This window comes from Staphylococcus pseudoxylosus (assembly GCF_044794325.1).
In the GTDB taxonomy this organism is placed as follows: Bacteria; Bacillota; Bacilli; order Staphylococcales; family Staphylococcaceae; genus Staphylococcus; species Staphylococcus pseudoxylosus.
In genome coordinates, this window is sequence record NZ_CP085024.1 from 2,619,508 (window position 1) to 2,632,973 (window position 13,466).

The following is a 13,466-nucleotide window of genomic DNA, read 5'->3' on the forward strand; positions in this document are numbered from 1 at the left end:
AAATTAAGTAAGTAAACTATATAGCAGTTGATTAATCTGTTCAATATATAAATTAGATGATATCATTCTAATTATTAGAATGATTTGGAATAGGAGTTATTAACTATGGAAATAAAACAATTAAAATATTTTATAGAAGTAGCTAAAAGGGAGCACTTGTCAGAAGCTGCACTTGAATTAGACATTGCACAATCTGCCATCAGTCGACAAATCACGCAACTTGAAAAAGAATTACAAGTTACATTATTTAAAAGAGAAGGACGCAATATTCACCTCACCGATGAAGGTAAGCATTTGTTTACAGAAGCGACTAAGATTATCGATCAACTCGACGAAACTATACGCTTGTTTCATAACCAATCTGAATCAAACCACTTTATCATTCGCATAGGTTATGTCGAAAGCTATATTTCTCAAGTACTAACTTTATTAATTCAAGCCTTTGAAAATAAAAGTGATTCAGTAATTGAACCCATTCTAATGGAAGAAAATGATATACTCAATGCTTTACTCACCGATCAAATCGATATTGCTTTTACAGAGTTAACGCATAACCTTAAGCAAAACCCTTCATTAAAGATTAACCCTTTATTCGAAGAAAATTTTCATATCTATGTTCCAAAAGATGATCCCATTACCATGGCAACTAATCCGCCGTTAATCCAATTTTCAAATAAAATGATTTACGAACTCTACGCCTTACCTCAAAACATCAGGCAAACATTGGAAAAGGTCGTCGAAACGCCAATACGTACTGTTACGCATACTCAGATCGCACAATATTTACTTAATAAAGAACGTGGTTACATCATCGCCCCCTCATATCATCTTCTAGATAAAAACCCACAAAAATGGGTAGATATTTCTCTAGAACACACAGAGCTAAGACGTACGATTTGTAGTGTCGTCCGACAAGACAATCGTAAAAACGATTTACAATTGATGCTGACAACTATAGAGCAATTATTAAGCCGTAGTGCGACTTATCATTAATGCAGACTCAAAACTATAGCCTATAAATCTTTGAATTCAATAAAACTGGGGCGTATAATCACATTGTCTAAAAATAGAGAGGATTGAGTCAGCTTGAATTCAGCTAAAAAAATATTGAAGCGCCCTTTCAATTGGGTTATCTTTGCTTTTTGCATCATATTTTTAGGAGTTTTTATTTTCACTTTCGTGAACGCTAAATTTTACGATATACCTATAGGTCAAATTACCAATATTGAAAATAAATCTACATCCCAAATTACAGATGAACATCATAACAAAGATACGAAACATAAAGAACAGTTAACAATCAAAATACTCAACGGAAAATACGAAGGTAAAACGACTACCATTCAAAATCAATACATTGAGTCCCAAGCAGACAGTGAAGCTTATTCCACCAACGACAAAGTGTTGCTACATATTGACGATAAACTGAATAGTGCATATATCACTGAAAAGAAACGCGATAGCCTAATTGTCGCCGTTACAGGTTTGTTTTTATTAACTGTATTGCTAGTAGGAAGAAAAATCGGTTTACAATCAATTTTATCGTTAGTGATTAATACAATGGTCGTTGTCTTAGCAATTTACATTCATAATCAGTACCCTAACATCAGTTTATTCGGTTTGATAAGTATCGGTATTTTCATTTCAACGATATTAACTTTAATCTTAGTTACAGGTTGGCAATGGCGAACACTCATTACAATTATCAGTACGTTACTCGGTACATTCATCTGTGTCGGCATTACACAATTAGTGATACATTTTACTGACGGTTCAGGGATAAAGTTTGAAACTATGAGCTTTTTAACGTTACCACCTAAAGAAGTATTTCTCGCTTCTGTATTAATTGGTACCTTAGGTGCTGTAATGGATGTCGCGATAACTATCGCAAGTGGTATGGCGGAAATTTTACGGCGTACGCCAGACATCAGTATGACGCGTTGGGCATTAGCTGGACGCAATATTGGACAAGATATCATGGGCACTATGACAAATATCTTACTCTTTTCGTATTTATCAGGTAGCTTACCCATGCTACTCATATACTTAAAAAATGCAAACACCATTACATATACTATTTCTATGAATTGGTCACTTGAAATTTCCCGGGCAATCACAGGAGGTATTGGCATCGTATTAACAATTCCAATTACAATTTTATTGATGCAACTATGGTTTAAAATGAGAGGTGCTAACCAATGAGTGCTATAACAATTTTAGGTCTAATATTGCTAGTATTAATGCTTATATTCGGGGGTAAAAAAGGACTCATCTCTTATATGACACTGTTCTTGAACTTTGTCATCCTATTAATCGCAATTGTCATCATTATATTTGGTGCACCGATTTACCTAGTCACGCTTATATTTTGTATTATTATCGCAGCATGTAACTTATTTATGTTGAATAGTTATAACACTAAAACTAAAGCTGCATTTTATGCGACAATTTTAACTACAGTAATATTAATCTTGGCAATTTATTTTTCTGTTTCAATCGGTGATTTACAAGGCTTTACGACAGAAGAACAAGACGAGACTTATATTTTTTCAATGAATATCGGTATCGACATGGTCAAATTCATGGTCTTTACAATTGTGTTGGCCGTCATTGCAGCCGTGATTGATTTAGCGATTACGATAAGTTCTCCAATGTGCGAATTAAATGAAACAAATCCCGAATTAACGCAGAAAGAACTATTCCATTCTGGCATGCGCGTTGGCAGAGAAATATTAGCAACTTCAGCAAACACCATTTACTTAGCTTATTTTGGTGGTCAACTGACATTATTTTTCTGGTTCTTCAAACTTAATTATTCATTTGGCCACATAATTAATTCGAAAATTTTTGCTCAAGAATTTATTTCAATTCTTTTAGGTGGAATTGCTGTAGCCATTAGCATTCCAATTACGGCATGGTTAACCTCCATCTTAATTAAAAAGCAAAAGTCATCCGAAGCACAAAATAACCAATCAATTTAACTTGAACCTATCGAGATTAGAACATGTATTTATGTCTATATCTCGATAGGTCTTTAATATATTCGACCTTCCAATTTGCACCTTACATCTCACATCAGACCTTATTCGTAAACCGTAAACATTCGATCTTAAGAACGTCTATTCAATTTATTCAATTCGCCACTGAAATATGCATTTTCCCCATGAACTACATAGTCTAGACCTTGTTCTTCTTCAACTTTATCCGCAGCAATCTCGCTAAATAGACCAATTACTTTTGCAATAATATATGTAACTAATCCACTAAATATAATCGTTACGACTACTGCCAATATTTGAACCATTACCGCCTGTATATTACCGCCAAATAGCAAACCATTCGAAATGCCGTCATTAACTTTTTGTGATTGGAATACACCCGTTAATATCGCGCCGATAACACCACCGATACCATGGATTCCAAATGCATCTAAGGCATCATTATATTTTAATTTCACTTTGATATAATTAATCGCAAAATAACAACATACGCCACCTATTAACGCAATTAATATAGCACTTGTATAATCAACAAACCCTGCTGCAGGTGTGATTGCTACTAAACCTGCTAGCATTCCAGACAACATACCGATTAAGCTTGTCGTCTTTTTCATCCAATATTCTATAATCGACCAACCTAATGAGCCTGCGCTCGCTGCTAACACAGTATTAATAAATGATGTCATTGCGATATGATCAAATGTTAACGCACTCCCTACATTAAACCCATACCAACCAATCCATACGAATATGCCACCTATTAATGAAATAATAAGGTTATGCGGTGGTCGTTTATCAAAATTTTTGCCTGCGCCTATCATCACTGCTAACACGAGTCCCGAAACACCGGAAGTGATATGTACTACTGTCCCACCGGCATAATCTATCGCACCAAGTTGATCAATCCAACCGCCGCCCCACACCCAATGCGCTACAGGGCTATATACTAAAATCACCCATAAAAACACAAAAATAAGATAAGGTATAAACTTCATTTTTTCTGCAATTGAACCAGATAATATCGAAACAGCAATTGTACAAAACATCATTTGGAATAGCATAAATAACCCTAGAGGTACGTGTGGTGATATTTCCGTTTGCGTATCAAATCCAACATGTTGTAATCCCAAATATGTAAAATCACCTAAGATTGTATTTCCTGAACCGAAACTCAAACTAAAACCAAGTATTACCCAAGCAAATGTAACAACTACAATAGCAGACATACTTTGCATCACTGTGTTCAAAACGTTTTTGGACTGCACTAAACCTCCATAAAATAAACTCAATCCTGGGGTCATTAACCATACTAATAACGTACAAAGAAATAAAAATAATGTATCATTCATATTCATACTGCTCACTCCTTTGTAGAAGATCTTACCCCCTAACAAATTAGATCGCAAAAATGCGTCACATAAGATAACACAGCGTGTTAAGTTATGTGACGCTCTCATTCTCTTTTTATAAATTTTGTTTCAAAATATATACTGGACGCCCTTCTAATTTTGAGGTTCCTACGTTTTGGTAGCGACATTGTTGGTATAATTTTTGAGCTATTTCATTATCCATATTTACTGTCAAATAGATTTCATCTACATCAGGAAAATATTGCCTTAAATAGTTAGGTAACGATTGAATGACTTGTTTACCATAACCATGACCTCGATAATTCGAATCAATGCTAAATGATCTGAAAAATATCGCGTTTTTATTGTTTGAATAAGGTGCAACGCCATCCCCTTCATGCAATGTAAAGAAACCAACGCATTCCGACCTCGCATTATATACTAATGTTGGATGGCGTTCTTCATCATTAGTAGCAAGCTTAATATTTTCTTCGGGGGTTTTTGTAAACTTTCTATCTTCTGCTGAAATATTGAACTGTTTTATTTCTGAAATAAGCGCCTCTTCATAAGGTACAATATTAATAGTTTCGCAATGTTCTGATTGTGCATCAATCCACGTTAAAACTGCTGGTGCTATTTTATGACGTTCTGATTTATGTATCCATTGCATATCTGTAATTTCCTGATCAGGTTCAATCGCATCCCAATTTATATTCATCGTAGTACGATAGCAATTCAGTTCTGTTTGTGTGTTTTTCTGAGGATATGCTTCTCCAACGACTGTTTGAAGATAAACAAAAGATGATTCTGGTAAATCAATTTGTAATTCTTCTTGCACTTCTCTTTTTAGTGCTTCTTTATATGATTCATTCGCATCTATCTTACCGCCAGGGAAATAATACTTTTCTCTATTCCTAGCTTGAACGAGTAATAAATACTCATTATATTCCACTACTAAACAAACACATTTAATCACTTTGCACCACTCCATCCCCTATATAATCGTACTATTTTTATATGAACATCGCTTATGTTATCATATTTCAATATTGTATACACCTTATGTTTTAAGCAACATTAGACACTTATATATCAATTGTAAGTTTATAAAGTGTTATAATATTAAAACAAGATATACATTTTAAAATGGAGGGTTTAATAGAATGGCTAAGAAAACAAAAATCAATCGCATTTCAAATACAGTTAATTTTGTAGGCATTGCAGTAGAAGGTTTCAATTGGTATGCCTATCAATCAAAAAACAAAAAACTAATATATGCTAGCATGGCAATTACAAGCGTGGGAGCAGTGCTAGACTTTTATACCGCTTTAAAATCACCGCGAAAATTCGCAAAAATATTTTCAACTTTCACACTTGCAAGTACGCTATTCACAACAGCGAAACGTGTTAAATCTTTACGCAAAGAGAACGCATCATAACATAGTACGGTTTCTGTTAAAATAACATAACTTCAATGTCACAAGTCGTACACCATTCTAATTGATGTTAAAAACTCATATAAAAAGCTCGTATTACAGTTACACGTTTCATACTGTAATACGAGCTTTTTGCTATATTTATTTAGTGAATATATTTATACGATTTAACTTGTGATGCTGGGATTGTTCTATAAGTCACTGTACCAGGTGCAGCAGAATAATTCATTTCAGATACAGTAATACTACCATTCGAATTTACTGATTCTACAAAAGCAACATGCCCGTAATAACCTAAATCTGATTGTAAAATAGAACCCACTGTAGCATTATAATCCACAGTATAACCATCAGCTGCAGCACCAGTGTCCCAACTATTAGCATTCCACCAATAAGTACTGATACCTTTACCAATTTGTGCACGTTTATTAAATACATGCCAAGTACATTGTCCCCAATCATATAGATTAGTATGGTTGAATACAGGTGAGTAATATCCCGATGTTCCTGTAGATCCTGTTGAACCAGAACCTCCAGTTGATGCAGTGCCTGATACTTTCAATTTTTGACCAGGATAAATATTAAAGTTTGTTAGACCATTTAGACTCATAATTTTTTGATATGTAGTGCCATATCTTGCAGCAATCGCTGATAATGAGTCACCACTCTTAACTGTATAAGTTGTTGTACTTCCACTACTTGTATTTCCTGAAGTATTCGAACTACCAGTTGATGCAGTGCCTGATACTTTCAATTTTTGACCAGGGTAAATATTAAAATTCGATAAACCATTTAAACTCATGATTTTTTGATAAGTCGTTCCATATCTCGCAGCTATACCTGATAATGTATCACCTGATTTAACTGTGTACGTCGTTCCAGTTGATGTGTTTGAAGTCGTGTTCGAACTTGATGTCCCTGACACCTTCAATGATTGGTTTGGAAAGATAACATTTGAACTTAAATTATTCAATGACTTCAATTTGTCCACTGAAGTATTGAATTTATTCGCTATTGACCATAATGAGTCGCCACTCTTAACTTTATAAGTTGTAGCGGCATCTGCGTTAGTTGATGAAACTGCTGCTAAGGCGCTTGTGCCTATTACAGTAGCAATAATTTTTTTACGCACTTATGTAAACCTCCTACTATATATATCTATTACACTTCGTGTCTATACTCACTCCTTTATTATACATTGTAAAAATGTACATTAGTATATTATTTATATGACATTATGATTACAAAAGAGAACGTAAAAATATAAAACCTGTAATATACAACTTATTTATGACCGTTCAAACGTTAATATATTTACATTATCAATACCAAAATAGTTATCTAATATCGCTAAATAATTATCACTTGTCACAGGTTTCTTTACTTTTTCACCATAGTTTGTAATGGTTAAATGGGAATTAGACAATGTTATACGGCCATGATTGGTTGCTTTACTTACTATTAATTTTTTCACAAATATAGAACTAGGGTTGTGTTGATTATACGTTATCCCCTCTTCAAAATCTGAAATATTTTTAGGTGCATCCGTCGCTTGATATTGTATTTGCCATCCATTATCTTTATACTTACACATTTCAATCGTTTGTGTATCTATATAGGAAGCTCTGAAATAACCATTGATATCAGTAACGACTTCTTGTCGATTCGATAAAGGCATTGCCTCTTTAGGTACATCCGCATATCCAACATCAACTAAATAGTCTTGTTGATTTACCCTTACCTTGAGCGCCATATGAGAACCTGCCATCGCCCAACCATTTCCTGTATTAATTGTCGCAGATATCATATCTACATTAAATCCTTTTCCAACTAAATAATTTTTGAAAAAGCGATTTTGTTCATAACAAAAACCACCTCGATGTTCTTGGAGGATTTTGTAGAGCATAGACGCATCATTAAGTGCAATCGGTTGCTTATTTTGGACATTTATATTTTCAAAAGGCACATGCGAAACATATTGATGAATATAATGATTTAATGATAATAAATCAATTCGATTATATTTTTCTGTATCAATTTCTAAATAATTCTCTAATTGACTAAAATCTGTCATTTTAATTCCCCCTCAACTTATACTATCCTACAATACACATATATTTTAATCTAAGAACATTATTTCAAACAATTTTTTGGATTTTCAAAAAATGGCTTAGTTCCTGATTTTTACAATATTAAATTCAGGGTATGACAATATATATAGATTATGATAAGTTTGACATTAATCCGATATACAGATAATGTGTACTTTCGATACTTTTTAAATAACATCAGAAACCAACATAACTTTATTCGTTTTTTAGTTTTTTAGTAAAAGACGTATGATTAACTATTAAAAATTCTGATTTTTCTAACATTATAAAATAATATATCTAGGGGGTTATCACTTGGCTAAAGATCAAGAACAACAAACAAATCAACAAGATTTACGTATACGAAGTAAAGTAATTAGTGAAGGTGTCAGTAGAACACCTAACCGTGCTTATTTACGCGCACTCGGTTTTGAAGATGAAGATTTCCAAAAACCTATGATTGGGGTCGCAAGTACTTGGAGCGAAGTTACGCCATGTAACATGCACATTGATGGTCTAGCACGTGCATCTAAACAAGGCATCAGTGAAGCAGGTGGTTCTCCGTTAATTTTCAATACAATTACAGTTTCAGACGGTATCTCTATGGGGACAGACGGTATGCGTTTTTCATTACCAAGTCGTGAAATCATTGCAGATTCAATAGAAACTGTTGTTAGTGCTGAAAACCTTGATGGCGTTGTAGCTATAGGCGGCTGCGATAAAAACATGCCTGGTTGTATGATTGGAATCGCTCGCTTAAATTTACCTGCCGTATTCGTTTACGGTGGAACGATTTTACCCGGAAAATTAGATGGCAAAGATTTAGACGCCGTATCTGCATTTGAAGGTGTCGGACAATATAATAATGGAGAAATTGATAAAGAGGCTTTACATAAAGTAGAATGTTCTGCATGTCCTGGCGCTGGTTCTTGTGGTGGTATGTTTACTGCTAACACAATGTCATCAGCAATTGAAGCAATGGGTATGAGTTTACCAGGTAGTGCCTCACATCCTGCTGTTTCTACGAATAAAGCAAAAGATAGTAGAGCAGCCGGAAAAGCAGTTTATGAATTATTAGAAAAAGGTATTTATCCAAAAGATATCATGACTAAAGAGGCTTTCGAAAATGCAATTACCGTTGTAATGGCGTTAGGGGGTTCAACAAATGCTATTTTACATCTACTTGCCATCGCACATACAATCGAAGTGGATTTAACACTAGATGATTTTGAGAGAATCCGTAAACGCGTGCCTCATATTGCTGATCTGAGACCAAGTGGTAAGTATGTAATGGCACACCTTGACGAAGTAGGTGGTATCCCCGCTGTTATGAAGCTACTTCATGACAAAGGATTAATTCACGGCGATTGCTTAACTGTAACTGGTCATACAGTAGCTGAAAATTTAGCTGATCAAACAGACCTAACTGATAATAAAGAAATCATAAATTTCGAAGAACCTAAACATGCAACTGGGCCCCTTGTTATTTTAAAAGGTAACCTGGCTCCTGAAGGGGCTGTAGCTAAAATCTCTGGCCTTAGTGTCACTTATATCAAAGGACCTGCACGTGTCTTCGATTCAGAGGCGAAAGCCACTAAAGCTATACTAAATGATGAAATCAAACCTGGAGATGTCGTCGTTATTCGTTATGCAGGTCCTAAAGGCGCACCAGGTATGCCTGAAATGTTATCTGCATCCTCTATTCTTGTAGGAAAAGGGTTAGGCGAATCTGTAGCATTACTTACAGATGGTAGATTTTCTGGCGGTTCACATGGACTAGTTATAGGTCATGCTGCGCCAGAATCTCAAGTCGGTGGACCAATGGCGCTCTTAGAAGAAAATGACACAATTACCATTGATGCAGAGAAACTTGAAATTAGTTTCGACGTTTCCGAAGAAGAACTTGAACGTCGCTATCAAAATTGGGAAGTTCCTCCTCTAAAAGCAACAAAAGGCACACTCGCTAAATATGCTAAACTTGTCTCTTCAGCATCAAAAGGCGCAATTACTGACTAAATACCATTATAATATCAAGCAAAAAAGTCTTATTACAAAGTGTTACTAATACATTGTAATAAGACTTTTTGCTATATCATGTGCATTTATTCACAAAAAGACACTTTAGAATGCGCAATTGTTTATTTATTTTATTTTTAGTCATCGGAGAATGATTTTTCACAACTTAGGGAATATCAAACAAAATTGAACACAATTGTATTATATTTAACTTAACAAAACAAAGCGAGGTGAGTTACATGAGCTTTATCATTGATATCATCAAAAAAATCGTTGGTTTATTCACAGGTAAATAATTTCTAAAAATTATTTGAGACCGAGACATTTAATTGTTTCGGTCTCGTTTTTATTTTGCTCATTACTTTATAAACTATGTAGTATTTATTCTCGCACTGCAAGCCATTCAAATTTTAGTATACCCATTTTAATAGCATCAAAATATTGACCATTCACGCTTCTTGCTTGTCTAATTCTAGCTTCCTCTTGCATTCCAACTTTTTGAGCAAGCTTAATCATTCTTTCATTTCCTGACCATGTCGAGATTCCCAATCTATGAACAAAATCTTTCTTAAATAAATAATCAATCCATAGTTGAAATACTTCTGTGCCAATATTACTCTCCCAATAATCACTGTCGTAAATAACGATACCTATTTCTAACCAGTTGGTATTTTTATCTATCCAATATGAACCGACAGTCCCTATAAAATGACCTTCTACCATAATCGCTAAAGTACTTTCTACATTTGGGTAGATATAACGATTTTCCTCTAATTCTTTCATAAATGATAATTTATCTATTTGCGGTTCCTCAATATATGGACCATTCCATTTTTTTGCCTTTTGTTCAAGCTCTTCATATTTCCAATAATAGAAATCATCCATAATCGCTTCATCAAGCGACGCTAAAGTACCTTTTGAAAAGCGTATCATTGCATCCCTCCTAACCTCATCATTACGTGTTAGTATACTTTAAACTAACCCATACTCAAAATGCAAAAAGGGCCAGGCATAAACCAATAATTACAAATTGATTTCAATGCCTCGCCCTCTTGATTATAAAAATTAGTTTAACCTTGTTATACCGTCATATTAATCTTTAGAAAAATAATGTTTTAATCACACGAAATAACGAACCTAATAAATCAAATAAGTCTCCTGTCATGACCATTACCTCCATTATTTTAATTTTATTTAAGCATCAAATTGCTCGTTCCGAACTAAATCTGCTGCTAAATTATGCCAAAACTGTTGCAACTCTTCAGTTGGATGATTGGAATCAGTAGAATCTTGTCCCACAAAATCAACATGGTCCCAACCGTGTTTAATTGGAGTCACTTGCCATATACCTTTTTTCACTTCATTTGTTGCTTCCGTATAGGCTTGATTAAATGGATGTTGTGATGAAATAGTAGATACTAATCCGTCATTTTCACGCCATTCTTTTTCTGCAGCTTTACCAATTACATTGCCTGTTATCGTAAATGGTAGAAACATATTAATGTCTGATTTTTGATTTCCAAGCAAAGTAGGTCTTGTTGATTCTCCTGTATAGGTTTTATAGACAATATTAGGGTTTAACGATGTGTTTTTATTTAATTTAGCAGCCCCTTCCCTCGTCAAATCATAAAAACCGTTATCTTTTGTTTTCCACAATCCACTATTTTGAACGCGTTGTACATATTGCGCGTATGTTTCTCCTTCTCTCTGTTTAAGTCCCCATTGGCCAAAACCAAAATCCACTTTTGAGTTTTTATTACCTTTGAATTTAGCGTAATCAAACGCTAATTGTCTAACAAGAGCTTCATTACCTAATGCATCTGCAGCATGTGTACCATTATGCGGCGTACCTATGGTAGTAATTGAATTCACCATGTTATCGTTATTCCCTTGGAAAAGTGGGGAAACTTCACCGCCATGCTCTTTTTGATATTCTATCTCTGCTGGGTTACCATTACGTAATAATTCTTCAAGTTGCCTTACTGTTTGACCGCCCATACTATGGGCTACTAAGTGCACTTTTTTTCCTGGTTGCCAATCTTTATATACACCTTCATATGTTTTACCATAACGTTCATGACCGTATTTCTCAGCATGGGCTGCACCATAATCTACCGTACCGCCCTTGATATAGTAATAAAGCTCAACGGCACGATCATAGTTACTACTTAATGCACCAATACTCGCCTCGTATGCTTCATAACCATTACTTTCTAAATCTTGGCGGATATCCAATTTATCTCCACCCCAATAATGCGCTAATACTGCTGGGTTAATATCATCAGTAAAACCATTGAACCCATGTACTAAAATGATAGGATCTTGGTTTTTATACTGTCCTTGTTTCGCGGTTTTATTAGGTTGTTCATTTGCTTTTTCTACATTTTGTTGAGTTTGGTTCTTCGGCGTTGCTACCGCATTTTCTTTCAACGTATTTAATGCTTTGTCAGGATTATCCTTATTATCATGTTCAGAATCGTGATTTGCAGCTTGATTTGGTAATTTATCTAAGGATGTTCCCTCTTTTTTATTTTCATCATTTTTGACAGATTCATTTAATAGCGTTTGATTGTTTTCTACCACTTTGTTTTGTTTAGCGTCTTTATAATCCACATGACCTTCTTGTTCTTTCACTTTATCTGTTGCATTAAATTCTGGATCCACTTCTGAAGCTTCTTGTTCTTTCGCTTTATCTGTTGCATTAAATTCTGGATCCACTTCTGAAGCTTCTTGTTCTTTCGCTTTATCTGTTGCATTAAATTCTGGATCCACTTCTGAAGCTTCTTGTTCTTTCGCTTTATCTGTTGCGTTAAATTCTGGATCCACTTCTGAAGCTTCTTGTTCTTTCGCTTTATCTGTTGCGTTAAATTCTGGGTCTACTTCTAACGCTTTTTGTTCTTTCGCTTTATCTGTTGCATTAAATTCTGGATCCACTTCTGAAGCTTCTTGTTCTTTCGCTTTATCTGTTGCGTTAAATTCTGGGTCTACTTCTGACGCTTTTTGTTCTTTCACTTTATCTGTTGCGTTAAATTCTGGATCTATTTCTGATTCTTCTTGTTCTTTCGCTTTATCTGTTGCATTAAATTCTGGATCTATTTCTGACGCTTTTTGTTCTTTCACTTTATCTGTTGAATCGTTAACATTATTTTTACTATTTTGTTGATCTTTATGTAAGCTAGTATGAGTTGCTTGATTGATTTTTTCATCATTCACTTGTGTTTCATCATCATTAACCGGTGTATTTGTGTTATCATTCACTAAATTTTGATGTTCATCATCTCCCAAATGATTCCCATTTTGTACTTGTGCGTCCGCTTCACTTTGATTATTTTCTTCAGCAGCTTCTACAGTCCCTACATTCAAAAATAATAACGAGCCAATTAAAATTGAAGAAGCGCCGACAGCAAATTTACGTATACTATACTTATTTCGTTTCTTCTCCATATACAACACCTCTAAATTTCATGATTTTAAAACACAATTTAATTAAAAGGACAGACTAAATGAAAAAGTTAATAATAAAACGCGGTATTAGTTCAAAAAATTTACCTATCAATGCTTTCATACCACTCACTC

The 13,466-nt window shown here is 34.4% G+C and carries 11 protein-coding genes; 5 read left to right on the forward strand and 6 right to left on the reverse strand.

The window, feature by feature from the left end; translation table 11 throughout:
* Positions 1-105: 105 nt before the first annotated feature.
* The 3 genes from gltC (at position 106) to LG295_RS12600 (ending at position 2,981) form a co-directional block, all read left to right on the forward strand.
* Entirely contained in the window at positions 106-993 is an 888-nt protein-coding gene (gene gltC, locus LG295_RS12590) for a glutamate biosynthesis transcriptional regulator GltC (protein ID WP_107531221.1), read from the forward strand.
* A 93-nt stretch (positions 994-1,086) separates the two neighbouring features.
* Positions 1,087-2,202 carry a YibE/F family protein gene (locus LG295_RS12595; RefSeq protein ID WP_107531222.1) on the forward strand — a complete coding sequence of 372 codons (1,116 nt, stop codon included), beginning with the start codon at positions 1,087-1,089 and terminating at the stop codon, positions 2,200-2,202.
* Positions 2,199-2,981: a YibE/F family protein gene (locus LG295_RS12600; RefSeq protein ID WP_107531223.1), complete on the forward strand. Its 783-nt coding sequence runs from the start codon at positions 2,199-2,201 to the stop codon at positions 2,979-2,981. Before LG295_RS12595 ends, LG295_RS12600 begins: the two co-directional genes overlap by 4 nt.
* A gap of 128 nt (positions 2,982-3,109) precedes the next feature.
* On the opposite strand, the gene LG295_RS12605 is transcribed toward LG295_RS12600, so the two are convergent.
* Entirely contained in the window at positions 3,110-4,354 is a 1,245-nt protein-coding gene (locus tag LG295_RS12605; protein ID WP_107557985.1) for an ammonium transporter, read from the reverse strand.
* A 109-nt stretch (positions 4,355-4,463) separates the two neighbouring features.
* Entirely contained in the window at positions 4,464-5,300 is an 837-nt protein-coding gene (locus LG295_RS12610) for a GNAT family N-acetyltransferase (protein WP_404476001.1), read from the reverse strand.
* A 211-nt stretch (positions 5,301-5,511) separates the two neighbouring features.
* Here LG295_RS12610 and LG295_RS12615 point away from each other — a divergent pair, with 211 nt between their 5' ends.
* Entirely contained in the window at positions 5,512-5,787 is a 276-nt protein-coding gene (locus LG295_RS12615) for a hypothetical protein (RefSeq protein WP_107531226.1), read from the forward strand.
* A gap of 142 nt (positions 5,788-5,929) precedes the next feature.
* Here LG295_RS12615 and LG295_RS12620 read toward each other — a convergent pair whose 3' ends face one another.
* Positions 5,930-6,916: a LysM peptidoglycan-binding domain-containing protein gene (locus tag LG295_RS12620; RefSeq protein ID WP_326018558.1), complete on the reverse strand. Its 987-nt coding sequence runs from the start codon at positions 6,914-6,916 to the stop codon at positions 5,930-5,932.
* 156 nt (positions 6,917-7,072) lie between these two features.
* Complete coding sequence (locus tag LG295_RS12625) at positions 7,073-7,858, reverse strand: arylamine N-acetyltransferase (RefSeq protein WP_326018560.1); 786 nt, start codon at positions 7,856-7,858, stop codon at positions 7,073-7,075.
* A 331-nt stretch (positions 7,859-8,189) separates the two neighbouring features.
* Here LG295_RS12625 and ilvD point away from each other — a divergent pair, with 331 nt between their 5' ends.
* A complete protein-coding gene (gene ilvD, locus LG295_RS12630) occupies positions 8,190-9,890 on the forward strand; it encodes a dihydroxy-acid dehydratase (RefSeq protein ID WP_107531229.1) in 1,701 nt (566 codons plus the stop codon).
* 381 nt (positions 9,891-10,271) lie between these two features.
* Here the strand turns inward: ilvD and LG295_RS12635 are convergent, their stop codons facing one another.
* Together LG295_RS12635 and lip are read right to left on the reverse strand one after the other, a co-directional pair.
* A complete protein-coding gene (locus LG295_RS12635; protein WP_107531230.1) occupies positions 10,272-10,823 on the reverse strand; it encodes a GNAT family N-acetyltransferase in 552 nt (183 codons plus the stop codon).
* 261 nt (positions 10,824-11,084) lie between these two features.
* Entirely contained in the window at positions 11,085-13,334 is a 2,250-nt protein-coding gene (gene lip / locus LG295_RS12640; RefSeq protein WP_404476003.1) for a YSIRK-targeted triacylglycerol lipase, read from the reverse strand.
* Between the last annotated feature and the right edge of the window lie 132 nt (positions 13,335-13,466).